Raw genomic sequence first — 24,646 nt, 5'->3', positions numbered from 1 at the left:
CTCGGCGGAGCGTGCTAGCGTGACACAAAGATACGCATTTGTTTCTGTGGTTCACAACCCGATTTTTTGGGGGCGAGGAGGTCGGGATGACGGCGCAATGGGCCGAGCAGGATTTCGACGCCGGCGTACGCGAGGCGGTGCCCATGCCGGTCGACGACGACGTCGCCGACTCGGCTCCCCGCCTCGGGCCAGAGTCGTTGACGTGGAAGTTCTACGGTGATCACCGCACCCAGTTCTTCGGGTTTCAGCGCACGGCCGGCGTGGAGAACTGCATCGAGCAGCTCGCTCAGGGCGTGCTCGATCACTCGGTGATCTTCAGCGACACGTTGGGCCGGGCCAAGCGGACGGCGCCGCCCCTGATGAAGACCGTCTACTCCGCCGACCCGCACGAGTGGGGCCGCAAGGTCCGGGACTTCCACAAGCCGATCAAGGGCACCATCAGCGACGGCTCGAGATATCACGCGCTCAACCCGGAACTGTTCTATTGGGCGCACGCCACCTTCGTCGATCAGGTCATCTACACGGCCGACACGTTCATCCGCCGGTTGTCCCGCGCGGAGAAGGAGCAGATCTTCAACGAGGGCAAGGTCTGGTACGGCCTGTACGGGGTGAGCGACCGCGGCCAGCCGCAGACGTACGACGAGTTCGTCGCCTATTGGGACGAGATGCTCGAGCGGTTCGTCCCGCACAAGACCGTCTTGTACGGCACGGGTTACATCCGCAAGGGGATCCCGGGTCCGCGCTGGATTCCCAAGCCGGTCTGGAAGGTGTTGTCAGCGCCGCTCAACGCCTACACCCGACTGGTGCTCGTCGGCACCCTGCCGCCGCAGATGCGCGAGGTGTGCCGGCTGCAGTGGGATGCCAAGAAGGAGAAGCGATTTCAGCGGTTCGCCGCCGCGGTACGCGCACTCAATCCGCTGATCAACAGGCTGCCCGTGTCGTTCATCTACCTGCCGTGGGCGGCCGCGGCGTGGCGCCGCGCGGGCGTCGACCCGCGCAAGCTACACAATTTCCCTTCCGAACGGGCGGCTTAACCGAGGCGCAGCAGCCGTTCGGCGTTGCCGTGAGCGATCTTCTCCCGGTCGGCCGCGGACAGCGTCGTCCGCTCGAATCCCTGGACCGCCTCCCGGGACGACTCGTAGGGATAGTCGACCGAGAACATCACGGCGTCGGCGCCGACCTCCAGCACCGCTCCCAGCATCACCGCCGGGGAGAACACCCCGCTGTTGGTGAAGACGATGTTGGTGCCGAGGTACGCCGACGGCGGGCGCTGCAGCGGATTCGTCGTCGCGATCGTGGCGTAGCGGGAGTCCAGCCGGCTGCGCTGAAACGGCAGGAACTCACCCATGTGCCCCAGGATCAGCGTCGCTCCTGGATGCCGGTCGAACACCCCGCCGAACACCAGCCGCAGCGCGTGCCCGCTGACCTCGGCGGCCCAGCTCCAGGTCGCGCCGTACAGTTCCGGGCGCCCGTCGATCACGCGCCAGCGATCCGCCTGCGGTGCGCCCGGGTGCAAATACATCGGCACCCCAAGGGATTCCACCGCGGACCACAACTCGTCGTATTCGGGCGCGTCCAGATACCGCCCGCCGGGCCCGCTGATGCAATCGTTGACCAGTGCACCGCACAACCCGTCCTCGGCGACGGCGCGCTCCAGTTCCGCCGCCGCGGCCGCCGGGTCCTGTAGCGGCAAGGCGGCGAAGCCGCGGAACCGATCGGGATGCTGGGCAATGACTTTCGCCAGGTAGTCGTTGGCGAACCGGGCGTTGGTGCGCGCCCGCTCGGCGTCGATGTCGACCTGCAGGCCCGGGGATGTCAGCGACAAGACCTGCATGTCGATGCCGGCCTCGTCCATCTCCGCCAGCCGGTATTCGGTGAAGTCGGGCAGCCGGCGTTCGTACCGCTCGGCGAATTCGGGTTTCAGCAGCTGCATCAGTCGTTGATGGGCCGGCTGCAGGTCGGCCAGTTCGGTGACGAAAAACGCTTCCTCCAACGCGATGTAACGCATCGGCCTCCCTCATCCGTGGTCGGGCATGACGTGCAGTATTGCGCGGTCTGCGCGCCAATCCGCCCTGGGGTCTACCCATCGGTGCCCGAAAGCACGAAAGTGAGGGGGTAGGCGAAACCGAAGGAGGGGAGCGGCCATGCAGATGACGGGCAACACGGTGCTGGTAACCGGAGGCGGCAGCGGGATCGGTCGCGGCCTTGCCGAGGCGTTTCACCGACTCGGAAATACGGTTGTCATCGCCGGACGGCGCCGTGAGCTGCTGCAGGACGTCGCGAAGGCCAACCCGGGCATTCGGACGTTGTCGCTGGATCAGGGCGATCCCGCCGACATCCGCCGGTTCGCCACCGAGCTGACCGACCACTACCGGGACGTCAACGTCGTCGTCAACAACGCCGGCGTCCAGCGCTTCGAGAACCTCACCACGACCGGCCCCAGCGTGGCGGAGCTGACGGTCGCCATCAACCTGCTGGGTCCGATCCGGCTGACGGCGGCGTTGCTGCCGTCGCTGCTGAAGAAGCCGCGGGCCGCCATCCTCAACGTCACCTCGGGCCTCGCCTTCGTCCCCAGCGCCGTGACGCCGACGTATTGCGCCACCAAAGCGGCGCTGCATTCCTACACCGAGTCGCTGCGCTTCCAGCTCCGCGGAACCGCGGTCCAGGTGATCGAGATAATCCCGCCGCACGTGCAGACGGAGCTGCAGCGCGGCCGGGGATTCGACACCAGCGACCCCAGGGCGATGCCCTTGGACGAATACATCGCCGAGACGATAAAGCTGTTGGAGACGCAACCGGAGGCCGACGAGATCATCGTCGAGCGTGTCAGGCCGTTCCGCTGCGCAGAGCGCGACGGCGTCTATCCGGACACCTTTGCCGCCCTGAACGAGGCGATGGTGGCGGCCGTCGCTCAATCGCGGAACGGCTGAAAACGGGCCGGTCACAAAGAGTTCGCCGCGGGATCGGGCAACGTTCAACGCCCGTATGCCCGGCGCGCTCCGGCACGGTTGTCGGGCGGGTCAGCGATGCGACAGGATCGACGGCATGGGCGACTTTTCGCTGTTGGATGTTCCCCGATCGGCTCCGGTCGCCGACCCCGAGGCGTACCTGCGCGCCGCCATGGCGTGGCACTTCGGCGAGGACACCGGTTCCCGCTTCTGGTTGCGAACCGCCCGGACGCTGAACTTCGACCCGTTGACCGACGTGAAAAGCTTTGCGGACTTGCGCCTGTTCCCCAACCTCGTCAACGAGTTGCGCGTCACGCCGGTCGAGGACCTCATCCCGCGCGGTTACGGGTCGCCCGCGCCGCTGCCCCAGATATTCGAGTCCGGCGGCACCACCGGCGCACCGAAACGCACTGTGCAGATGCCGGATTGGGTCGCGCAGGTCGTCGAATGGCAAACCGAGGACTTCGCGGGGGGCGGCTTTGTTCGGGACCGGGGCTTTTTGTGCCTGATGCCGAGCGGGCCGCACGGGGTGGGCTACTTCTCCCGCTTGGTCTCCCAACGGCTGGGCGCGGTCTTTCACGCGATCGACATCGACCCCCGCTGGGTGAAGAAGCTCGCGGCCCGCAACGCCGCCGATGAAGTTGCCGCCTACATCGACCACGTCGTCGAGCAGGCGGTGTTCGTGCTGCAGACCCAGAACGTCGCCAATCTGCACACCACCCCGCCACTACTCGAGGCCATCGCCCGAGACGACCGCGTGGTCGACCTGGTCAACGACAAGGTCCGCTATTTGTTGCTCAGCGGTGCCCACGTGGACGCCGACACGCTCGACCTGCTGCGCGACATCTTCCCCGACACGACCATCACCATGGCCTTCGGCAGCACCATGGTGCTCTCCCAAGCGGTCACCCGCACCACCGACGGCGACTCGTTCGTCTTCGACCCGCGCACACCGTATGTCGTGTTCTGGGTCGTCGATCCCGACACCGGAGAGCGAGTGCCGTACGGGCAACGAGGCCAGGTAGTGATGAACCACATCAGCCGGGGCATGTTCATCCCCAACAACCTGGAGCGGGACCTGGCCATCCGGATGCCGGGGCCGGCGGGCGAACGCAGCGATTCCGTCAGCGAGGTGCGGCCCGTCACCACCTTCGAGGGCGAGGCCGTCATCGAAGGCGTGTACTGACCGTGGGAGGGCAAAGTTCCGGCCTCACAACCGATTTGGCGCAACTCGACGCGCTCGGTCCCGGCGGCGAGTATCGCACCCGCAACCGCGAGGTCATCATGAACACCGCGGGCGCCCCCGTAGCCGAGCTGAGCATCGTTCCGCCGCTGTATGTTTCGCGCACCATCGGCGCCCAGCGGAAGGCCGCGCCGCTGCCCGCCGGGCAGCGCGAAGCGGCGCTGGCCGACGCGGCCCGTCTGTTTGCCAACGCGGTCATCGGCGGGCTGCACTTCGAGGAGTACGTGCGGCTGGCCAGTGGCATTTCCGGCCTGCCGATCGCGGTCGCCCGGGCCGGGGCACGGGGGGTGGCCGACGCCGTCGCCTCGGCCTTCGACGCGGTGCGCGCGGCTCGGCCCGCCGGCGCCACCCTCGACTGGCGCGAGGAGCGCATCCGCCGCGGCGGTGCGGTGTGGGCGCGGCGCGGGGAGGTGTTCGCGGTGCACGCGGCGGGCAACGGCCCGGGGGTGCATGCCCTGTGGCCCCAAGCGCTCGCGCTGGGATACCGGGTGGCGGTGCGCCCGTCGCGCCGTGAGCCGCTGACCGGACACCGGCTGGTGAATGCCCTGCGCCAGGCGGGATTTCGTGCCGAAGATGTGGCCTATCTGCCTACCGACCACGGCGGCGCCGACGAGATCATCCGCTCGGCCGACCTGGCGATGGTGTACGGCGGCCAGGACGTGGTGGACAAGTACGCCGACGATCCCGCCGTGATGGTGAACGGTCCCGGCCGCACGAAGATCCTCATCACGGCGGACCGGGACTGGCGCGACCACCTCGACCTCATCGTCGACTCGATCGCCAACCTGGGTGGGATGGCGTGTGTCAACGCCACCGCGGTGCTCTACGAGGGCGACCCCGCCCCGTTGGCGCACGCCATCGCCGAGCGGTTGGCCGCCATCGAGCCGCTGCCCAGCGAGGACGAGCGCGCGATCCTGCCCACCCAGCCCCTGGAAAAGGCTCAGGCGCTTGCGGCCTATCTGGCCGCCAAGGCCGCCGGAACGACGCCGCTGCTGGGCGCCGATCAGGTGGTCGCCCCGATCGGCGACGGCTGCGCGGCGCTGCGTCCGGCGGTGCACCTGCTGACCGAACCCGGCTCCGGCCAGCTCAGCGACAAGATCAACACCGAGTTGCCGTTTCCGTGCGTGTGGGTGGCGCCGTGGCCGCGCGCCGCGGGCATCGCGCCGCTGCGGCATTCACTGGTGGTCACCGCCATCACCGACGACGAGCGGCTCGTCGACGAGCTGCTCGCCGAACCGACGGTCGCCAACGTCTACGCCGGGCACCACCCGACCTTCTACGCGGCCCCCGAAATCCCGCACGACGGGTTTCTGGCCGATTTCCTGATGCGCAACAAGGGATTTGTCAGGGACTAATCCCGGTCCGCTCAGCTGCCGAAGCCCCCGCCGCTCGGCGACGCGACGACCGTCGTCGGCGCCGCGGGACCCGCCGGGGCGGCTGGACCCTCGCCGAGGCGGCTCAGCGCGAAGGCGACGCCTTTGTCGATCATCGCCCCGTCGTCGGCGTAGGCATCGTGGGCGGCGAAGTTCATGCCGTCGGAGCACACCGGGTCCTCGGGGGCGCACACCTTGATCGTCTTGCCCTGATACAGCGGACCAATCGAGACCGGGGGCTGGTTGAGGAAGTTCATCGCCCGGACGTTCGGCATTCCGAACAGCACCACGGAGGAGACGTGGTTGGCCACGTCGGGACCCAGCGGTTTCGGCACGGTCGCGGGATCCACCCCGTCCGGCACGGAGGACGAGGTGACGAACCCCATCACTGCCGCGCCCTGGGAAAAGCCGCCGAGCACCATCTTGGTGTTGGGGCAGTCGTGCGCCATCGAAACCACGTGCGCGCCCGCGTCCCTGATGCCGTCGAGACCCGTCGCCCACTCCTGGCTGGCGGGATAGTTGACCGGATAGATGTCGAAGGACCTTGCGCCGACTCGCGAGCGGAGGGTGTCGGCGAACGCCTGGCCGGTCGCGCCAAGGCCGGGCGGCTCACCGGTCCCGCGGGCGAACACCACCTGCACGTCGGGACATTGGGCGGAGGCGGCTGGGAGCGCGCCGGAGAGGACCGAGGCGCTCACGCCGGCCGCCGCGACGACGGCTGGACCAAGGAAACGAGGGAGGTGACGTGCGATCATGCCGCCATTGTGCCCAACTGAACGCCTGCCTAAACAGTGATCATCCGGCGAAATATTTCAGATCCGTAAAAACTCCGGCGGACGCGCGACGGCGCGCCGACGCGCGATTCGCGACCGCGACCGATCGCCGGGCCGGGGCGCGGGCCCGTACCTCGGTGTGGTCTGCTTGCTGTAGTCCGAGTCGAGGCACACGGTCGAGCCAGCGCCGCGCCTCGCGCGCAATTCGGAGTGAATGCGGCAGTGAACGTGAACGTGATACCTCAGCCTCTTGTAAAGCCCCTTGTAAAGCCCCTTGCGAAGGCCTTCGAAGCGACCCTGGCGCGAGCCACTGATCGATTGGCAAATCCGGCGCGGGTCTCCGACCCCGACCGGCTACGCGGTGCCGTTTCCGGCAAGACGGTACTGGTGACCGGCGCGTCGTATGGCATCGGCGAGGCGACGGCCCGCAAGATGGCCGCAGCGGGAGCCACGGTCCTGATCGTCGCGCGGTCCGCGGAAAGGCTCGACGACATCGCGGCGGCCATCAACGCCGGCGGCGGCCGGGCGGTCGCCTACCCGACCGACCTCACCGACGAGTCCGCGGTCAGCGAGCTGACGAAGCGGGTCACCGAGGAGTACGGCGCGGTGGACATCGTGGTGAGCAACGCGGGCAAGTCGTTGCGTCGCAGCCTGCATGATCAGTACGACCGCCCCCATGATTTCCAGCGCACCATCGGCATCAACTACCTCGGACCGATCTGGCTGCTGCTGGGCCTGCTGCCGGCCATGCGCGAGCGCGGCGGCGGGCACATCGTGAACGTGTCGAGCGTCGGGGTGCGCGTCGTGCCCGGCCCGCAGTGGGGCGCCTACCAGGCCTCCAAGGGCGCGTTCGACCGGTGGCTGCGCAGCGTCGCCCCGGAATTGCACGTCGACGGCGTGGACGTCACGGCGGTCTACTTCGCGCTGGTCCGTACCCGGATGATCGCGCCCACACCGATCCTGGGCCGCCTTCCCGGCCTGTCCCCGGACGAGGCCGCCGACGCGATCGCCAAGGCGGTGATCGAGCGGCCCCGCACCAACGAACCACCGTGGGTGTGGCCGGCCGAGCTGGCCTCGGTGCTGCTGGCCGGGCCCGCCGATCGCGCGGCCCGGCTGTGGCACCGGCGGTTCTTCGCCGACGCCGACGACCAAGAGGCCGGACGATGACCGACGGCGTGGTCGCCACCGCGCTCCGCGCGCTGCTGCGCTCCCGACTGCTCAGCCTGCCGTCGCCGGTCGCGACGGTGCGGCTGATTCGCGAGGCGCGCCGCGGCGGCACCAATCCCTACACGCTGCTGGCGGTCACGGCGGCTCGCTGGCCCGACCGCGCCGCGATCATCGACGACTGCGGCGTTCCAGGTGCCCTCACCTACCGCGAGTTGCGCTCGGAAACGGAATCCCTCGCCCGCGAGTTGTCCGGCGCGGGGGCTGGACCCGGACAGGCCGTCGGGCTGATGTGCCGCAACGGGCAGGGCTTCGTCAAGGGCTTCTTCGCCGCCGCGCTGATCGGCGCCGACGTCGTGCTGGTCAACACGGACTTCCGCACCGACGCGCTGGCCGCCGCGCTGAGCGGGCACAGGATCACGATGATGGTCGCCGACGACGAGTTCGTGGAACGGGTGCGCGCCGCCGATCAGTCGGTTGCCGTGGTCGACCCGGCGGCCGTCGGTGCGCGCGACGAAGGACGGCCTTCGAGACCCGACGTGGCCGCGCCCGGCCGGATCATCCTGCTGACGTCGGGTACGACGGGCACGCCCAAGGGTGTGCCGCGCACACCGCAGCTGCGTTCGGCGGTGGGCGTCTGGGTGACGATCCTGGATCGCACCGGGTTGCGGACCGGGTCGCGGATCTCGGTGGCGATGCCGATGTTTCACGGGTTGGGGCTCGGCATGCTGATGCTGACCGTGGCCCTCGGCGGGACGGTCCTGACGAATCGACACTTCGACGCCGAGGCCGCGCTCGCGCAGGCATCGCTGCATCGCGCCGACGCCTTCACCGCGGTGCCGGTCGTGCTGGCGCGCATCCTGGACCTGCCGCAGCGGGTGCGGGCGCGAAACCCGTTGCCCTATCTGCGTGTGGTGCTGTCCAGTGGGGACCGGCTGGATCCCAACCTCGGGCAGCGGTTCATGGACGCCTACGGCGACATCCTTTACAACGGCTACGGCTCAACCGAAGTCGGCATCGGCGCGCTGGCCACGCCGGCCGACCTGCGCGAGGCCCCCGAGACGGTCGGAAAACCCGTCGCCGGCTGCCCGGTGCGCATCTTCGACAAGAACGACCGACCCGTCGGCCCGCGCGTCACGGGCCGCATCTTCGTCGGCGGCGAGCTGGCGAGCGAGGGCTACACCGACGGTGGTGCCAAAGCCGTCGTCGGCACCATGACCAGCACCGGCGACATGGGCTACCTCGACAACTCGGGCCGGCTCTACATCGTCGGCCGCGAGGACGACATGATCATCTCCGGCGGCGAAAACGTCTACCCGCGCGCGGTCGAGAACGCGCTCGCCGAGCACCCCGACATCGCCGACAACGCGGTCATCGGCGTTCCCGACGAACAGTTCGGTCATCGGCTGGCCGCCTTCGTGGTCCCGCAGCCCGGGCGCAGCCTCGACCCGGAGGGGCTACGAGATTACTTGAAGGGCAGGGTTTCCCGCTTCGAGCAGCCGCGCGACATCAACATCGTCGAGAGCATCCCGCGCAACCCGGCGGGCAAGGTGGTGCGCAAGGAGTTGTCGACCTGAGGCGCGGTCTGCCGACCATCACCCGACCCGCAAATGTGATAGCGCAGGCGCTATCGGATTCACGAGTGACCTATCCCTCCCGCACGTTTGGCCGGCTACGCAACCACCGCTTGATAAGCGAACGGCGAGCACCGCGAATGTTCAGTCCTTCTTGGGCTCCAGCGCGGCGACCCGGTTGGCCAGCCAATTGGGCGCCAGCACCGACACGGCGGTGGCACCCGCCGTCGAACCGATCACGCCGGACCAGGCGACCGGCCCCAGGGGCGTGCAGCCGAAGAACTGGCTGACGCCGGGCGTCTGCACGATGGCGACCAGCACACCCGCGCTGCCCAGCGCGGTGGCCAGGACCAGCGGGCTGTGGCGCCGGGTCAGCAGGGTCTGCGCGAGCTGCGTGCTCACCAGCGCCGTGAGACCCATTGTCGACGTGCGCCGTTCGGTGCCCGGAGTCCACCGCCCGATGGCCCAGGCCGCCGTCGCGCCGGCGGCCGTGACGGCGCCGCGGGTGACGATCTGGCGCATGAGCGGTGCGTCGAGCGACGGCGAGGGTTCGGACAGCGCCGCCAGCTGGAAGGCACGCTGCATTTCCTCGGCGTCGCGGTCGGCGCCGTCCTCGTCGTCTTCTGGTTGCGGGTACTGCGGCGTGACGGCCACGGCGAGCGCCGGAAACATGTCGGTGAGCAGGTTCACCAGCAGCAGTTGACGCGTGCCCACCGGCGCCCGGCCGGTGCCCAACGCGGTCCCGATGATGGTGAAGAGCACCTCGCCCACGTTGCCGCCGACCAGGATGCTGACGGCGTCGCGCACCCCGCCCCACATGCCGCGGCCTTCGACCAGCGCGTCGAGCAGGACGCCGAGGTCGTCGTCGGTCAAGACGATGTCGGCGGCCCCGCGGGCGGCCGACGACCCGCGACCGCTGACCCCGACGCCGACGTCGGCCATCCGGATCGCGGCGGCGTCGTTGGCCCCGTCGCCGACCATCGCGACCGCCTGCCCGCTGTGCTGCAACGCGGCGACGATCTGCACCTTCTGCTCGGGGCTGACCCGGGCGAACACCTGCACGTCGGCGGCGAGTCTGGCCCGGGCGTCCTCGTCGAGCGCGGCCAGTTCGGCCCCGGTGGCCTCACGCGCATCCGACGGCAGCCCCAGCTGACGCGCGATCGCCCTGGCGGTGATGGGATGGTCGCCGGTGATCAGCACGACCCGGCGTCCGGCCTGCACCAGCGCCTCGATCAGCGGCCGCGCCGACGGGCGCGCGGTGTCGGCCAATCCCACAAAGCCGACGAGCTCCAGGTCGTGCGCGGCGGCGTCGACGCTGTCGGCGTCGGTGTCCTCCTCGGCGGTCCCGCGGTCCCAGTTGCGCCGGGCCACCGCCAGCACGCGCAGGCCTTCCCCGGCGAGGCCCAACACCAACGACTCGGCATGGTCTTGGTCCCCGTTGCCTTCGGCGAACCGGCATCGCGGCAGGATCTCCTCGGGGGCGCCCTTGACCATCAGCATCGGCTCCGCCGTCGCGGTGGTGGCGGTGACGATGGAGGCAGAGTAGCCGCGACTGGACTCGAACGGCACCTCGGCGAGCACGGTCCAGTCCGAATCTGCTTGACCATCAAGGGAATTGGCGGCCGTCAGGATGGCCTCGTCGGTAGCGTGCGCGTGCCCCTGCCCGTTGTGCGGCTGGGTGCACGCGCGCGCGGCGATGCGCAGCACCTCGGCGGCGCGCGGCTCGGCGGGATCCGGGAAGGGGCCGTCCGCGCTCGTCTCCTGCGGCACCACCCGGACGAGGCGCAGGCGGTTCTCGGTGAGGGTGCCGGTCTTGTCGAAGCACACCGTCTGGACGCGGCCCAGCGCTTCGACGGCGCGTGGGGTGCGGACCAGCACGCCGCGCCGCGACAACCGCTGGGCCGCGGCCAGCTGGGACAGGGTGGCCACCAGCGGGAGGCCCTCCGGGACGGCGGCCACCGCGATCGCGACGCCGTCGGCGACCGCCTGGCGCAGCGAACCCTGGTGCGCCAGGGCCAAACCGGTCACCGCCGCGCCGCCGGCAAGCGTCAGCGGAAGCACCTTGCTGGTCAACTCCCGCAACCGCGCCTGCACCCCGGCGGCGGACTCGACATCGGCGATCGCCGACATCGCCCGCTGCGCGGCGGTGCCGGCGCCGGTGGCCACCACGATCGCCCGGGCGCGGCCGGCGACGATGGTGCTGCCCTCGAAAAGCATGCTGGCCCGGTCGGAGTCCGTGACCGCGACGGGATCGACCTGCTTGTCCACCGGCAGCGACTCACCGGTGAGGAAGGACTCGTCGACCTCCAGGTCCTCGGCCACCAACAGGCGTGCGTCCGCGGGCACCACCTCCGGGGCGGCCAGGTCGATGATGTCGCCCGGGCGCAGCGACTTGGCGCTCACCGTCACGGTCCGTTCGGTCGAACGGGCCGCCTCGAGCCGGCGGCGCGCCGTCGCCACGGTCGGGAGGACGACGCGGCGCGCGTGCCGGTCCTGCTCGGCGAACAGCTCGGCGACCGCCGCCTCGGCCCGCAGCCGCTGCACGCCGCCCGCGATCGCGTTGGCCGTCATCACGCCGGCGACCAACAGCGCGTCGACGTTGCTGCCGACGATCGCCGAGGCCGCCGCGCCCACCGCCAGGATCGGCGTGAGCGGATCGGCTAGCTCGGCCCGCGTCGCGGACAGCAGCCGCCCGACCCGGGTGGCCGGGCCACGCAGCGGCGCGACGAGCGGGTTGTAGGAGAGGTCGTCGAGGACCTGCCGCCAGGGCGCCTCCCCGGGCTCGACGGCCAGCGGCCGCGTGCGGCTGGCCAGCCGCGAGTAGACGATTTCGGGGTCCAGGGCGTGCCACGCGGTCAGCGGCTGCGGCGTGGGGTCCGGCAACCGGAGCGCCCGGGTGGCCGAGAAGACGCCCGACACCAACGCGGCCGCGGCGGCGGCGTTGACCGGGTTGAGCCAGCGCTGCACGGCCAACGGGTTGGCGGTCCCGGGCTCGCCCGTGACCAGCAACAACCCGGCCAGCGTGCTGCCGCCCTTGGCCAGGCGCACCGACGATTCGGTGGCCTCCCGGGCCACCGGCAGCGTCGAGAGGATCCGCACCGCCGCGGCGAGGTCGGTGCCGGTGATGATGTCGGCGGTCCACGGCGTCGCGGCCTGCGGATCGTCCAGCGCCACGCCGACGTCGGCGACGGCCAGGGCCGCCAACGTATCGGTGGACGCGAAGTCCCGGTGCACGGCGGTGATCAGCAGCACCGGTCCGCGGTCCGTCCGCAGATCGCGGACCAGCTGGAGCAGCGGCGTGCCCGCCGGGTGGCTCACCGCGACGCTGGCGGTCAGGTCCTCGGTGCCGGCGACGTGGCGCAACACCACCCGCGCCCCGGTCCGGTGGGCCGTCTGCAACAGCGGGATCGCGAACGGGTCGACCTCCCATCCCACGTCGACGCCGCCGACGCGTTCACCGTCGACGATGAGGTCGGCGTGCTCGAGGCCCTGGGCGGGCGTCGCCGACGGCTCCTGGGCGCGAAGCCAGCGCAGGCGCGCCCCGGTAGCCGGCAATTCGTCGGGGTCGGGGTCGGGCGCCTCTTCACCGTGCAGCAGCGCGTCGGCGACCTCGTAGACCCGGTCCTCGTCCCAGCCGGGTACGTCTCCTCTGGCCTGCAGCACCGCGCGGTTGTCGCCGCGCAGCGCGGCGCCGTCGATGACGACCACCTTGACCCGATCCAGCCGGCGCAGCGCGCCCGGATCCAGGATCAGTTGCCCGGCGTTGGCCAGGCCGCGCCCCAGCACCGCGGCGAAGGTCTGACGGCCCACGTGCGCGGCCCGCGGCACGCCGGCCAGCAGCGCCCCGGCGGCGTCTTCGGTGCCACCGCCGGCCAGCAGCGCGCCGGCCGCGGCGATCAGCGAGGCGTTCGCGGCCTGGTCGGCGTACTCCTCGACCGGGCCGGCCATGGAACCCTTCGCGGTGTCGATGGCGGCGTCGATCGCCCCGCCGACCATCACGTGCGAGACCTCGCCGGCGGCCGCCGCGGCCCAGTTGTGCCGCGGGGCCTGCGAACAGGGGCCGGCCGACGAGATGACGGGCACCACCGGCGCCTGGGGCCGATCCGGCGAGGCCAGCTGTGGCTCCCGCTCCCGCCAGCGCTGACGATGAGCCGACGCTTCCGAGATCTGCAGGCCGCGTTGCGCCAGGTCCAGCATCGGCGTGCCCACCGCCTGGGTCAGCCCGTTGGCCAGGGCCGTCGAGGCGCTCAGCGCGATGTCGGTGCCGACGCGACCCAGCCGCGACTCCAGGACGGCCACCACCCGGGGCTGGTGATTGAGCAGTGCGGCGGCGGCGCGCGCGCTGCGCGGCGCGACGGGCAGGCGCCCCAGCCACCCGGTCACCGCGGCGCCGATGGCCGCGACGTCCATGGCCGCCGCGGTGAATGGCACCAGAATCGCCAACGGGTTGCCGGGGTCGGCGAATGGCGCGGTGCGGCTTATCGCCTTGGGTCCGGTGAAAGCCAGGTCGGCGGCTACGCCGCACACCGTGTCCCGGACCTGGTCCAGCACATCATCGGCGTTGGCGTCGCTGTCGAGTTCGACCACGAGCCGGCCCAGCGCGCCCTCGACGTGGGCCGTGGCCACGCCCGGAATCCTGCGAACCGGTTCCTCCACCACCGCCGCGTGTTCGTGCCAGCTGGGAAAGGGCAGCAGTGGATCCAGGTCCAGATGCACTCGGCGCCCGCTGTGCCAGCGCACCGGCGGGGCGACACCGTCGGGGGAGGAGCCGTTGGACGCGGCGCCGATGCCGATCGCCCGGCCGGTCGTGTGAGCCATCGACGAAACCACCGGGCTGGCCAACTCCATCACCGGGCTGGCGAACATCTGCACCGCGCCCGCGGCGCCGGCCGCGGTGGAGACGCCGGCTCGTACCACCTGCGCAGCTCCGCCGGTCACGCCAGCAACGACGCTGGCTACACCCGGAACCCTCATTCCGTCACCCTTCAAACCCGTCTACCCGCGCCTAATGATCCTGGCGTGTCACCGGCCTGTCCACAGGTGGGCCGGCCGTGCGATTACACCAGCGAGTGGGGCGCGTCGGACTCGCTCGGTTGCCAGGGCTGCAATTGCTTCCTGGCAAAAGGTTACCGGGTTGGCGGCAGACCAAACCTGGGAGAACACGTGGAGGCGGAGAAATCTCGGGAGACGTCGTCGGAACATGCGGTCGCGGCGTCGCGCACCGAACCCGTTGGCGGAGAAGGTGTTTCGGGAATTGCCGAATCACCAGCCGGGCAGAAAACACAAATGCGCGGTAGCCGTCGGACGGCTACTCGCGCATTCGGCTTGGATAAAGGTCTACAAGATCCGGTGATTCGCCCTGCCGACCTGGTACCCGGCCGGGAAGGACTTCTCGATGACCTGCAACTGATGGTTCACCCGGGACTCCAGCTCGAGAACCACACAACTATCGCCGAGAGATTTCGACTCGAGAACTATGTACCGCTGACCACAATCGGTGATCGGGTCGCCCGAGTGCAATTTCTCGACCGGCACCGACTCCGGGGTTCCTGCTTCCTCCATCCCAACACGGTAGGTCAATTACGCGGGTGAGGGAATAGACCGCTACCCGGTGTCGGGCGAGCGTTGCTTGAAGAACACGCTGACGCGAGAGATCAGCCCGTCGTCGCTCCGCTCGAAAAGAATGCATTCGGGCCACGTCGCGCTGACGCCGTCGATCTCGAACGCCTCGGTCAACTCGACGTAGGAAAGGCGATCGTTCACGTGCGAGACCCGCTGCACCTCCAGCCGGTGACCCTTGAGGGTCGTACACACCTTGCGCAGGTAGGCGACGTAGTGCTGCTTGCCCTCGACGACATCGCAGAACGGGCCCTCCCGGGTCAGTCCGTCGTCGGCGATGGTGGTGGCGAGGCCGTCCCAATCGTGGGCGGCGAGGCATTCCAGGTAGCGCTCCACGACGCCGAAACCGACCTCAGTCACATTCGGTGACCTCACGGAAAACACAGTAAGGCACCGCGGCAACCTGGGAAACGGTGAGAATAGTGCGATGACTGCACCTGGGCCACCGGAGGCCGAAGCGCCGACGTGCTACCGGCATCCCGGTCGCCAGACCTATCTGCGCTGCAACCGCTGCGAGCGCTACATCTGCCCGGACTGCATGCGCGCGGCCGCGGTCGGTCACCAATGCGTGGAATGCGTACAGGCGGGTGCCCGAAGCATTCGTCAGCCCCGCACGCAATTCGGCGGGCGGGAACGGACGGGCACGCCGGTGATCACCTACGCGCTGATCGCGATCAACGTGCTGGTGTTCGGGCTGCAGATGTCGGTGCGGGGCTTGCAAAGTCAGCTCGTGCTGTGGCCACCCGCCGTCGCCGACGGCCAGCTGTACCGCTTGGTGACCTCGGCGTTCGTGCACTACGGCGCTGCGCATCTGCTGCTGAACATGTGGGCGTTGTACGTCGTGGGCCCGCCCCTCGAGATGCTGCTCGGCCGGTTGCGGTTCGGCGCGCTGTACGCACTGAGCCTGCTGGGCGGGTCGGTGCTGGTTTACCTGATCACGCTGAACACGGCGACGGCAGGCGCGTCGGGAGCGGTGTTCGGCCTTTTCGGGGCCACGTTCGTGGTGGCGAAGCGGCTCAACCTCGACATGCGCTGGGTCGTCGCGGTCATCGTGATCAATTTGCTTTACACGTTCGTGGCTCCGGCCGTGAGTTCCGAACGGATCAGCTGGCAGGGCCACGTGGGCGGGCTGGTGACCGGCGGATTGGTCGCCGCGGCTTACGTTTACGCGCCGAGGGAACGCCGCAACCTGATCCAGGCCTCGGTGACCGTCCTGGTATCGGTTCTGTTCGCGGCGTTGATCTGGTGGCGCACGGGCGTTCTCGCGGCGGAGCTGTACCTGTGAGCTGGTGGACGGCGCACGCCGAAACCGAGCTGTCCGAAGATGTCCCCGCACCGCCCGACGACGTCCGCGATTTCTACGTGGATCTGGACAACATCAAACTCGTGCATCCGCTGATCGTGTCGGTGCAGTCGACGTCGCGCGCCGAAACGCCGGAAGGCTACCTGCAGAGCTACCGGGTGGTGGACCGGATTCCGTTGGGGCCGTTCACCATGCGGATCACCTATCGCGCGCGCCTGCACGTCCGCACGGACGGCGAGGTGACGACCGAGGCCGATCAGTCGCCGGGGGTGCGCCTGCGCGGAATGGTCAGCTTCGCGCCGATCGACGGCGGAACCCGCGTCACCGAGCGGATCCGGATCGCCGCGCCCCGACCGCTCGCCGCGATGACGACGCGGGAGGCCGTCAAGGCGCATACCGAGATGCTGGCCGGCATCCGGCGCCACTTCGAATCCGGTTGAACGGGCGGCGTTTCAGGCGCCGGCGAAATCGATGATCCCGCGAATGTTGCGCCCTTCGCGCAGGTCCGCGAACGCCTCGTTGATCTGGTCGAGCCCATAGTGGCGGGTGACCAGCTCGTCCAGTTTCAACGCGCCCGCCTGGTACAACGACAGCAGCAGCGGCACGCTGGTGCGCGGGTTCATCCCGCCGTAGAGGGCTCCCCGGAGTTGTTTTGCCGACAGCGTCATCTCCTGCAGGACCAACGGCGTCGGGGGCTCGGTGTACGGGGTGATGCCGGTGAGCACGCAGACCCCGCCCTTGCGAAGCAGCGTCATCGCCAACGGGATCAGGTCCACGTGCACCACGCCGGGGCAGACGACGACGCGGTCGGCCATCAGGCCGGCGGTGATCTCTCTGACCAAAGGTATCGCGTCCTGCGCGGAGGCGGCGGTGTGCGTGGCGCCGAAGATCTTGGCCGAATCCCGCTTGGACTCAACGGGATCCACCGCGACGACATATTTTGCGCCGACGGCGCGCGCGCCCTGCAGGGCGTTCATCCCGACGCCGCCGGCGCCGATGACGACGACGGTGTCGCCCGGTTCGGTCCCCGCCGAGATTGTCGCGGACCCCCAGCCGGTGCTGACACCGCAGGAGACCAGTGAGGCGGCGTGAAAGGGTATCGCGTCGTCGATCTTGATGACGGACCTCTCGGACAGCACCGCGTATTCCGCGAAAGTCCCCAGTTGTCCATAGGCCAACAGGTTTTCGTCGCCGAGGTGCCGGCGGCACGTTCCGTCGGTGGGCATCTCCCGCACGAACAGGCTCGCGCCGATATCGCAAATGTAGCTTTGACCGTTGACGCAGAACCGGCAGCTGCCGCACGCGGGGATGAACGAGAGCGCCACGTGGTTCCCGGGCCGCACCGTCGTCACGCCCGGCCCGACTTCCGCGACGACGCCGGCGCCCTCGTGGCCACCCAGCAGCGGGAACCAGTCCGGCGCGGGCTGACCGCTCGCGGCCAGCACCTCCGGGGTCGGCACCACGTCGCCGGTAAACACATGGTCATCGGAATGGCAGATTCCGGCCACGGCCATCCGCACCAGGACCTCGCCGCCGCGTGGCGGATCGAGAGTGATCTCGCGGACCTCCCAGTCCTCGCCGACGCCGCGCAACACGGCGGCACGACACTTCATGGCACACCTCCATCTTCGGCCAGCCGCTTGACGGCCAGTTCCCGAAGCTCACCGGCCTTGATCTTGGCGTTACCCGTCACCGCCACTTCGTCCTCGCGGAAGAACAGCACGTGGCGCGGCACCTTGTAACTCGCCAGCCGTTGCCGCAGGCACGCCAAAAGCTCTGTGGTGTCGATGGTTACGCCGTCATGCGGCACCACGCAGGAGACAACGACCTCCCCGAGCGTGTGGTGCGGAACGCCGACGGTCTGGGCAACCTTGACGCCCGGCTGCGCCATGAGGGCCTCGTCGACCTCGCGGGGGGAGACGTTGGCGCCGCCGGTCTTGATGATGTCGGTCAGCCGGCCCTGCCAGTAGAGCCGCCCCTCGTCGTCGAGGTAGCCGCCGTCGCCGGTCGGGAAGAAGCCCTCGGAATCGAGCGTCTCGTCGAGCGGCGTGCCGACATAGCCCAGCATGAGTGTCGGCCCCTTGACGCAGATCTCGCCCGCCTGGCCGCGCGCAACGGGGCCGCCGGTAAGCGGATCGGCGATCTTCAACGTCACACCGGGCAGCGCCACCCCGAAGCTGTCCGCGTGGACCTCGGGTGGGGTGTTGGCGGGATAACCCGTTGTGATCGTGAATGTTTCGGTGTTGCCGTAGGCGTGGCCCGGCTCGTGCCACTCGCCCGACACCGTCGGATGGTGGGCAATGGGGGTCTTGAAATCCGCGAACCGCACGCTGCTCAGGTCCACCGTGCTCCAGTTGGGCGCGCCCTCCAACTGGGCCCACTGGTGGGGCCACGCGAACGGGAAGTTCACCCGCTCGGCCTGCATGAGCTCGAGCGCCTCGGCCGCGTCAAACGTCGATTGCAGGACCAGCGCCCCGCCACTGGCCAGCGTGGATCCGAGCACCATCGTGAAATTGCCGGACCAGAAGAAGCCGTTGGCGGTCCAGCCGCGGATGTGGTCGTCCGGGCTGAACCCGTACATGCGCCGGAACCGCCACAGCTGTATGCACACCCCGCGGTGCGCGCCGAGGATGCCCTTCGGCTTGCTGGTCGAGCCGGACGAGAAGAACAGCACGGCGGCATCGCTGGGATACACCGCCGCGGCTGTCGCCTCGACCAGCTCGCGCGGCTCGTGGTGCCCGGACGACAGGAATTCGGGCCACGATTCGATGCCCGGCGCCGGGTCACCGACGAGCGCGAGTTTGCGCAAGTACGGGTACGTCGCCGGGTCCAGCTCGGCCAGCACGGCCGCGAAGTCCTTCGTCAGCACCCTGCGTTCGAACAACAGCACCGCGATGGCGGAGGCCCGGATCAGGTAGTCCAGTTCGGGCGGCGTCGAGAACGTGCTCAGCGGGACGGCGATGCCCCCGGCCAAGGAGGTGCCGAACACTGCGGCAAGCCATTCCGGCCGGTTTGTCATCAACACCCCGACGCGGGTGCCCTTGCCCACGCCGGACGCGCGCAACGCGCGCGCCACCTCGATCGCACGGTCCCAGAGTTCGGCGTACGTCCACCGGGTGACGCTGTCGGCGGTGCGCCACACCAACGCTTCGCGCGGGCCGTACGTCCGCGTCACGTCGTGCAGGAAGCCCGGCAGCGTGAGCGACCCGAGACCGGGCTCATCCGACAGCGGTGGCCCGGAAACGATCGAAAGAACCTGTGCCGCTTGCGGATCCGTCTCGTCGGCCATGGCTACAGCGGGAGTTCCAGCTCGGCCGTGCAGCCGACCAGCATTTCCCCGTTCTGGTTGGTCAGTCGCAGCTTCACCTGGACCAGCGGCACACCCCAGGCCGACTCCGTTTGCTTGTCGACGATCTCGGCATCGAAATACGTGACGTCACCCTCGAAGGCGGGCGTGCGGAAGTCGGCCTTGGAGTGACGTACCAAGCCGTCGTGGCCGGCCCAGTACGCGAGATAGTCGGTGCACCACGCGCCCATGGTTGCGCCGTAGCCGTAGGCGCGCGCCATGCCGACCTCACTGGCTCGCTCGGCGTCGATGTGTCCACGCGACGGACCGACGTAAAGCCCGTCGCGCTTGCGCGGATCGATCTTCGCGTCTTCTTCGTCGAAGGCAAAGTCCTTGCCCCAGCCGGGATCCTGATAGACCCAGGGATCCTCGATGCCCGCTGGCGCCACCCACTCGAAGGTGCCCCAGATGTTGAACAGGAATGCCCGGTATTCGGTGGTGAAGCTGGCGATGCTGTGCGGGCCGATCACCCGACGCGGCAGCGTGTCGCCGACCTTGACCTCGTCGAAGCGGGGCGAAACACCCAGTCGGTTGGACTCGAGCCACTCGCGCCGCAGCCTCTCGACGGCCTCGAGTTCGGTTTGCGTCCAGCGCTTGATCTCGCCGAGCTGGTTTTCGAACATGCCACGCTTGGTGGCTTCCTCGTACAGATAGCGGATCGCGGTGGAACGCTCGCGCGCCACCAGGGCGCCGTGCTGGTTCTTGTGGACGGTGTCGCCGCGCGAAAACATCGTGGGCCCGGCGAATTTCGTCTCGGTCACCTTGTAGTCGTGGAACCGGCGCTCCTGGAACAACTTGTCCCCGGGCCGAACCGGACAGCCGTAGAACCACCACTCCTCGCCGCCGAAGATCAGGTGGCTGTTCGGGATGTGGCCGACACATGCCGGCGCCGCGCCGTGCCCGTAGTCCAGCGCTACCGCGATGGACTGCGGCGCGACGATGCCACCAAACTTCGACCCGCGCGCGAATTGCTCGTCCCAGTGCAGCGGATTGGGGTAGTCCATCGCCATCACCCAGCGCCGAATGTCCGAGGAGCTGCATGGATCCCACAACTGACCGCCGCCGATCGGCTTGCCGACCCGGTGATCGACGTCGGACAGGTCGAGCTGGGCGCCGCCCGCGGGCTTGGTCGTCTTCTTTGTCACCGGCGCTCCCGTCAGCGGTTGACGTCGACGACGATCCGGCCGCGGACCTTGCCATCCATGAGTTCGCCGGCCGAGGCGATGGCTTCGCCCAGCCCGATCTCCCGGGCGATCGCATCGAGCGCGCCGGCATCCAGGTCGCGTGCCAGGCGTTCCCAGGCGGTCAGCCGCCGCTGCTTGGGCGCCATCACGCTGTCGATGCCGAGCAGCGAGACACCGCGCAGGATGAACGGCGCGACGGTCGCCGGGAAGTCCATGCCGCCGGCCAGGCCGCACGCGGTGACCGCGCCGCCGTACCGGGTCTGCGCGCAGGCGTTGGCCAGGGTGTGGCTGCCGACGGTGTCGACGACGCCGGCCCAACGCTCCTTCTGCAGCGGCTTGCCCGCCTCGCTCAACTCGGCGCGGTCCAGCACCGTCACGGCCCCGAGTTGCTGGAGGAACTGCTCTTCTGACGACTTGCCTGTCGCTGCGGCCACTTTGAACCCGGCCGCGGTCAACAGCGCGATCGCGACGGTGCCCACGCCGCCGGTCGCGCCGGTCACCAGGACCTCGCCCTGATCGGGGGAGACCTCGTGTTGCAGGAGTGCTTCGACGCAAAGGCTGGCGGTGTAGCCGGCGGTGCCGATCGCCATCGCCTGGCGGGTGGTGAAGGCGGCGGGCAGGGGCACCAGCCAGTCACCGTTGAGGCGGGCTCGCTGAGCCAGCCCGCCCCAATGGGTCTCGCCGACGCCCCAGCCGTTGAGCACCACGCGGTCGCCCTTGCTCCAGTCGGCGTGGCTGCTCTCGGTCACCACGCCGGCGAGGTCGATGCCGGGCACCATCGGAAACTTGCGCACGACGGGCGATTTGCCCGTGATGGCCAGGCCGTCCTTGTAGTTCAGCGTGGAGTACTCGACGTCGACGCTGACGTCACCGTCGGGCAGCTGGGCCTCGTCCAGCTCGGTGACCCCGACGGTCTGTCCCGCGTCACCCTTGTCGATTAAGACTGCTGAAAACATCCGTGCTTCATCCCTTCTGGGGCGCGTAGCCCAGGGTGCTCTTGACCTCCAGATACTCGTGGAACCCGAACTCACTCCACTCGCGACCGTTGCCGCTGTGCTTGTAGCCGCCGAACGCCGAGTTCATGTCGAAGGCGTGGTTGATCGTCACCCAGCCGGCGCGGATCTTGCGGGCCACCTTCCGGGCCTTGTCGAGGTCGGCCCCGGAGACATAGCCGGCCAGGCCGTAGTCGGTGTCGTTGGCGATCTGCACGGCCTGGTCGAGGTCGTCGTAGCCGAGGATGCACAGCACCGGGCCGAAGATCTCCTCGCGCGCGATCGTCATGTCGTTGGTGACGTTGGCGAAGACGGTCGGCCTGACGTAGTAACCGTTGTCCAGCCCGTCCGGCCGGCCCGGGCCGCCGGCCACGATGGTCGCGCCCTCGTCGATGCCCTTCTGGATCAGGCCCTGGACCTTTTCGAATTGCGCCTGTGAGGCCACCGGTCCGATCGCCCTCTTGTCCTCGGGATTTCCGACTTTCACCTGCTCGGCGACCTCGCGTGCGATGTCGATGGCCTCGGCCATCCGCGAATTCGGGACCAGCATGCGCGACGGGGCGTTACAGCTCTGCCCGGTATTCGGCATCATGTTGGCCACGCCGGCGCGGACGCTGTCGGCGAAGCCCGCGTCGTCGAGGACGATGTTGGGGCTCTTGCCGCCGAGTTCCTGGGTCACCCGCTTCACCGTCGTCGCGGCGTTCCTGGCCACCTCGACACCGGCGCGCGTGGACCCGGTGAACGACACCATGTCGATGTCGGGGTGGCTGGCCAGCGCGACGCCGACGCCGGGGCCGTCGCCGTTGACCAGGTTGTAGACCCCGGCGGGGACGCCCGCCGCATCGAGGATCTCGGTGAAGATGTAGGCGGAGAAGGGCGCCACCTCGGACGGCTTCAGGATCATCGTGCACCCGGTCGCCAACGCCGGGTAGACCTTGACCGCGATCTGGTTGAGCGGCCAGTTCCACGGCGTGATCAGCCCGCACACGCCGATCGGCTCCTTGGCGATCAGCGTTGCCCCGTGCTGTTCGGAGAACTGGAAGTTTTTCAGCACGTCGATCGCCGTCACCAGGTGACCTAGCCCGAGCTGCACCTGCGGGCCGGCGGCCAGCGACGGCGGCGCGCCCATTTCCTCGGTGACGGCGTCGGCCAGATCGCCCGCCCGTTTGCCGTATTCGGCGAGGATCGCCTCCAGCAGTTCGAGGCGCTGCTCCCGGGTGCTTTGCGACCAGCCGTCGAAGGCGCGCCGGGCGGCGTTGACCGCCACGTCGACGTCGGCGGCCGAGCCGAGCGAGATCTTTCCCGCGACCTGTTCGGTGGCCGGGTTCTCGACGTCGAAGGTGTTGGGCCGCACCGGGTCGACCCAGCGGCCGTCGATGTAGAACTTCAAGTACTCGCGCATGACTACTCCTTACTACCTACTGGGTGCCTTCTGCGTACCAGGTGCGGAATTCGTCGTACTTGGGCATCTCCTCGGAATTGGCCTTCGGATCGATGCAGACGTGGACCACGGCCGCCTTGCCGCTAGCGTAGGCCCGCTCGATCGCCGGGCCGATCTCGTCCTCCTTTTCGACGTACTCGCCGTGGCAGCCGAAGCCCTCGGCGACCTTGTCCAGACGGACGTCTTTGCTCCAGTGCACGCCGGGCTGGGGTGACGGCTGGGGAAAGGTGCGCTTGTAGACGCCAACCTCGAGGCCCCATTGGTGGTCGACGCCCACCACGCACACCAGCGGAAGCTGTTGCCGCGCAGCGGTTTCCAACTCGGCGATGTGGAACAGGAACGCCGAATCGCTGGTCAGCAGCATCACCGGGCGCTTGCCGCCCTCCGCGACCGACGCCCCGATCGCGTACGGCAGACCGGTGCCCAGATGCCCGAAGTTCTGGTTCCAGATGACATCGCGCGGCTTGGCCTGCGAGTAGGTCCACTGAAAGATGACGGTCGCGCCGCCGTCGCGGACCAGGATGCCGTCCTTCGGGAACGCTCGGGTGGCCTCCACGACGAACCGCGCCGGGTGTATTGGGGTGCGGCCGGTAGGCGCGTTCTCCGCAAGCTGCGCCAGCTCCGCCGCGTCCTCGGAGATCCAGCGGTCGAGGTCGATTGACGCTTCTCTCGGCTTGTCGCGGAGCGCGTTCACCAGCTGGGGCACCACACCGCGAAGGTCGCCGACCAGGGGGATGTCGATGGGCCGGTTGACGCCGATGGCCACCGGATCCTGTTCGACCAGAATCCATTTGCGTTTCGCGTCGTTCGGGGCCCAGTGGCGGGTTCGGCCGTAATGACTCGGTTCGCCGAGCTCCGTGCCGAGCGCGACGCACAGATCCGACTTCACCACCGCCTCGACGGCCGCCGGCGAGAACCCGTAGGCGAAGGTGCGGTCCTGTAGACCGTCGATGAACGACGTGCCGCCCGAGGTCTGGATCACCGGGCAGGCCATCAGCTCGGCCAGCTCCCGGACCGCCGCACCGGTGCGCGAGGTGTGGACCCCGTGCCCGACCAGCAGGATCGGGCTCTCGGCCGCCCGGATCAGCTTCGCCGCTTCGGCGATCTCGCGCTCACCCGCGGTCTGGTTGACGAGCCGATACCTGTTGGGTGGCAGCGGATCCGGCACGTCGAGCTCTTCGAGGATGACGTGCGACGGGTACTCGATGTAGGCGGGCCCGGGTGTTCCCGACATGGCCCGGCGGATCGCCTCGTGAATGATCTCGTCGGTCTGGTCGGCGTACTCGATCGAGGCGCTGTACTTGACCGAGGGCGCGAACAGCGGTTCCTGCCGGACGAACTGGATGCGGCCGCGCCGGACCCGGCGCTCGGTGATGCGGGCGCGCTGGCCGCCGATGAAGATCACCGGCGAGTTCTCGACCTTCGCGCACTGGATCGCGCCGGCGATGTTGGCCATGCCGGGTCCGAGCGTGCCGATGCACAGGCCGGGCTTGCCCGTCATCCGTGACGCCGCCTCGGCCATGAAGCCCGCGCTCAGCTCGTGATGCGGTGCGACCACGGACCATCCGCGGGCGTCGGCCTCGGTGAAAATGTGCACGAAGTTCGGATCCGGGATGCCGAACAGCGTGTTCACGCCCTCGACCTCGAACAGGTCGAGGATGCGCTTATAGACGGGCACAGCCATGT

Annotated in this window: 19 protein-coding genes; 8 read left to right on the top strand and 11 right to left on the bottom strand. The window is 69.1% G+C overall.

What is annotated here, in order from left to right:
• The first annotated feature begins 86 nt into the window (after positions 1–86).
• Positions 87–1,034 carry an oxygenase MpaB family protein gene (locus tag AC5Y4S_RS17100; RefSeq protein ID WP_500033856.1) on the top strand — a complete coding sequence of 316 codons (948 nt, stop codon included), beginning with the start codon at positions 87–89 and terminating at the stop codon, positions 1,032–1,034.
• Here the strand turns inward: AC5Y4S_RS17100 and AC5Y4S_RS17095 are convergent.
• Positions 1,031–2,008 (bottom strand): amidohydrolase family protein, encoded by a 978-nt coding sequence (locus AC5Y4S_RS17095; protein ID WP_500033855.1) that lies wholly within the window; start codon positions 2,006–2,008, stop codon positions 1,031–1,033. The genes AC5Y4S_RS17100 and AC5Y4S_RS17095 overlap by 4 nt on opposite strands.
• A 136-nt stretch (positions 2,009–2,144) precedes the next feature.
• On the opposite strand from AC5Y4S_RS17095, the gene AC5Y4S_RS17090 reads away from it, so the two are divergent.
• The 3 genes from AC5Y4S_RS17090 to AC5Y4S_RS17080 all read left to right on the top strand — a co-directional run bounded on the left by AC5Y4S_RS17090 (position 2,145) and on the right by AC5Y4S_RS17080 (position 5,546).
• Positions 2,145–2,930 (top strand): SDR family oxidoreductase, encoded by a 786-nt coding sequence (locus AC5Y4S_RS17090; protein ID WP_500033854.1) that lies wholly within the window; start codon positions 2,145–2,147, stop codon positions 2,928–2,930.
• Positions 2,931–3,045: 115 nt separating this feature from the next.
• Entirely contained in the window at positions 3,046–4,134 is a 1,089-nt protein-coding gene (locus tag AC5Y4S_RS17085; RefSeq protein ID WP_500033853.1) for an AMP-binding protein, read from the top strand.
• A gap of 35 nt (positions 4,135–4,169) precedes the next feature.
• Positions 4,170–5,546: an aldehyde dehydrogenase family protein gene (locus tag AC5Y4S_RS17080; protein ID WP_500034048.1), complete on the top strand. Its 1,377-nt coding sequence runs from the start codon at positions 4,170–4,172 to the stop codon at positions 5,544–5,546.
• Positions 5,547–5,557: 11 nt separating this feature from the next.
• Here AC5Y4S_RS17080 and AC5Y4S_RS17075 read toward each other — a convergent pair whose 3' ends face one another.
• Positions 5,558–6,319: a cutinase family protein gene (locus AC5Y4S_RS17075; protein ID WP_085184704.1), complete on the bottom strand. Its 762-nt coding sequence runs from the start codon at positions 6,317–6,319 to the stop codon at positions 5,558–5,560.
• A 315-nt stretch (positions 6,320–6,634) separates the two neighbouring features.
• Between AC5Y4S_RS17075 and AC5Y4S_RS17070 the strand changes: the two genes are divergently transcribed.
• Together AC5Y4S_RS17070 and AC5Y4S_RS17065 are read left to right on the top strand one after the other, a co-directional pair.
• The gene (locus AC5Y4S_RS17070) at positions 6,635–7,504 is read left to right on the top strand and encodes an SDR family NAD(P)-dependent oxidoreductase (protein ID WP_500034047.1); all 870 of its coding nucleotides are present in this window, start codon (positions 6,635–6,637) and stop codon (positions 7,502–7,504) included.
• A complete protein-coding gene (locus tag AC5Y4S_RS17065) occupies positions 7,501–9,078 on the top strand; it encodes an AMP-binding protein (protein ID WP_500033852.1) in 1,578 nt (525 codons plus the stop codon). The genes AC5Y4S_RS17070 and AC5Y4S_RS17065 overlap by 4 nt, the downstream gene beginning before the upstream one ends.
• A gap of 141 nt (positions 9,079–9,219) precedes the next feature.
• Here AC5Y4S_RS17065 and AC5Y4S_RS17060 read toward each other — a convergent pair whose 3' ends face one another.
• The 3 genes from AC5Y4S_RS17060 to AC5Y4S_RS17050 all read right to left on the bottom strand — a co-directional run bounded on the left by AC5Y4S_RS17060 (position 9,220) and on the right by AC5Y4S_RS17050 (position 15,054).
• Positions 9,220–14,049, bottom strand: a complete 4,830-nt coding sequence (locus AC5Y4S_RS17060; protein ID WP_500033851.1) for a cation-translocating P-type ATPase — start codon at positions 14,047–14,049, stop codon at positions 9,220–9,222.
• Between the two features lie 363 nt (positions 14,050–14,412).
• Positions 14,413–14,637, bottom strand: coding sequence for a hypothetical protein (locus AC5Y4S_RS17055; RefSeq protein WP_068130514.1), 225 nt, complete (start codon positions 14,635–14,637; stop codon positions 14,413–14,415).
• Between the two features lie 42 nt (positions 14,638–14,679).
• A complete protein-coding gene (locus AC5Y4S_RS17050) occupies positions 14,680–15,054 on the bottom strand; it encodes a nuclear transport factor 2 family protein (protein ID WP_500033850.1) in 375 nt (124 codons plus the stop codon).
• 67 nt (positions 15,055–15,121) lie between these two features.
• Between AC5Y4S_RS17050 and AC5Y4S_RS17045 the strand changes: the two genes are divergently transcribed.
• The gene (locus tag AC5Y4S_RS17045; protein WP_500033849.1) at positions 15,122–15,979 is read left to right on the top strand and encodes a rhomboid family intramembrane serine protease; all 858 of its coding nucleotides are present in this window, start codon (positions 15,122–15,124) and stop codon (positions 15,977–15,979) included.
• Positions 15,976–16,437, top strand: coding sequence for an SRPBCC family protein (locus AC5Y4S_RS17040; RefSeq protein ID WP_500033848.1), 462 nt, complete (start codon positions 15,976–15,978; stop codon positions 16,435–16,437). The genes AC5Y4S_RS17045 and AC5Y4S_RS17040 overlap by 4 nt, the downstream gene beginning before the upstream one ends.
• 12 nt (positions 16,438–16,449) lie before the next feature.
• On the opposite strand, the gene AC5Y4S_RS17035 is transcribed toward AC5Y4S_RS17040, so the two are convergent.
• Genes AC5Y4S_RS17035 through AC5Y4S_RS17010 form a run of 6 tightly spaced genes read right to left on the bottom strand, consistent with a single transcriptional unit; the run spans position 16,450 to position 24,644 of the window.
• Positions 16,450–17,592 carry an NDMA-dependent alcohol dehydrogenase gene (locus tag AC5Y4S_RS17035; RefSeq protein WP_500034046.1) on the bottom strand — a complete coding sequence of 381 codons (1,143 nt, stop codon included), beginning with the start codon at positions 17,590–17,592 and terminating at the stop codon, positions 16,450–16,452.
• Between the two features lie 14 nt (positions 17,593–17,606).
• Positions 17,607–19,286 (bottom strand): class I adenylate-forming enzyme family protein, encoded by a 1,680-nt coding sequence (locus AC5Y4S_RS17030; RefSeq protein ID WP_500033847.1) that lies wholly within the window; start codon positions 19,284–19,286, stop codon positions 17,607–17,609.
• A gap of 2 nt (positions 19,287–19,288) precedes the next feature.
• Positions 19,289–20,488 carry an FAS1-like dehydratase domain-containing protein gene (locus tag AC5Y4S_RS17025; protein WP_500033846.1) on the bottom strand — a complete coding sequence of 400 codons (1,200 nt, stop codon included), beginning with the start codon at positions 20,486–20,488 and terminating at the stop codon, positions 19,289–19,291.
• A gap of 11 nt (positions 20,489–20,499) precedes the next feature.
• Positions 20,500–21,483, bottom strand: coding sequence for an acrylyl-CoA reductase (NADPH) (acuI, locus tag AC5Y4S_RS17020; RefSeq protein ID WP_500033845.1), 984 nt, complete (start codon positions 21,481–21,483; stop codon positions 20,500–20,502).
• Positions 21,484–21,490: 7 nt separating this feature from the next.
• Positions 21,491–22,921, bottom strand: coding sequence for an aldehyde dehydrogenase family protein (locus AC5Y4S_RS17015; RefSeq protein WP_500033844.1), 1,431 nt, complete (start codon positions 22,919–22,921; stop codon positions 21,491–21,493).
• Positions 22,922–22,937: 16 nt separating this feature from the next.
• The gene (locus AC5Y4S_RS17010) at positions 22,938–24,644 is read right to left on the bottom strand and encodes a thiamine pyrophosphate-binding protein (RefSeq protein ID WP_500033843.1); all 1,707 of its coding nucleotides are present in this window, start codon (positions 24,642–24,644) and stop codon (positions 22,938–22,940) included.
• Positions 24,645–24,646: the final 2 nt, after the last annotated feature.

Source organism: Mycobacterium sp. NGS64, from assembly GCF_059812245.1.
The sequence above is the reverse complement of the archived record's forward strand: the minus strand, read 5'-3'. Positions and strand labels throughout refer to the sequence as shown.

Excerpts from the sequence above, each read along its gene's own strand:
- AC5Y4S_RS17100 (WP_500033856.1), top strand. The coding sequence starts at position 87 with ATGACGGCGCAATGGGCCGAGCAGGATTTCGACGCCGGCGTACGCGAG.
- acuI (WP_500033845.1), bottom strand. The coding sequence starts at position 21,483 with ATGTTTTCAGCAGTCTTAATCGACAAGGGTGACGCGGGACAGACCGTC.
- AC5Y4S_RS17065 (WP_500033852.1), top strand. The coding sequence starts at position 7,501 with ATGACCGACGGCGTGGTCGCCACCGCGCTCCGCGCGCTGCTGCGCTCC.
- AC5Y4S_RS17095 (WP_500033855.1), bottom strand. The coding sequence starts at position 2,008 with ATGCGTTACATCGCGTTGGAGGAAGCGTTTTTCGTCACCGAACTGGCC.
- AC5Y4S_RS17055 (WP_068130514.1), bottom strand. The coding sequence starts at position 14,637 with ATGGAGGAAGCAGGAACCCCGGAGTCGGTGCCGGTCGAGAAATTGCAC.
- AC5Y4S_RS17090 (WP_500033854.1), top strand. The coding sequence starts at position 2,145 with ATGCAGATGACGGGCAACACGGTGCTGGTAACCGGAGGCGGCAGCGGG.
- AC5Y4S_RS17045 (WP_500033849.1), top strand. The coding sequence starts at position 15,122 with ATGACTGCACCTGGGCCACCGGAGGCCGAAGCGCCGACGTGCTACCGG.
- AC5Y4S_RS17015 (WP_500033844.1), bottom strand. The coding sequence starts at position 22,921 with ATGCGCGAGTACTTGAAGTTCTACATCGACGGCCGCTGGGTCGACCCG.
- AC5Y4S_RS17085 (WP_500033853.1), top strand. The coding sequence starts at position 3,046 with ATGGGCGACTTTTCGCTGTTGGATGTTCCCCGATCGGCTCCGGTCGCC.
- AC5Y4S_RS17010 (WP_500033843.1), bottom strand. The coding sequence starts at position 24,644 with ATGGCTGTGCCCGTCTATAAGCGCATCCTCGACCTGTTCGAGGTCGAG.
- AC5Y4S_RS17030 (WP_500033847.1), bottom strand. The coding sequence starts at position 19,286 with ATGGCCGACGAGACGGATCCGCAAGCGGCACAGGTTCTTTCGATCGTT.
- AC5Y4S_RS17075 (WP_085184704.1), bottom strand. The coding sequence starts at position 6,319 with ATGATCGCACGTCACCTCCCTCGTTTCCTTGGTCCAGCCGTCGTCGCG.
- AC5Y4S_RS17060 (WP_500033851.1), bottom strand. The coding sequence starts at position 14,049 with ATGAGGGTTCCGGGTGTAGCCAGCGTCGTTGCTGGCGTGACCGGCGGA.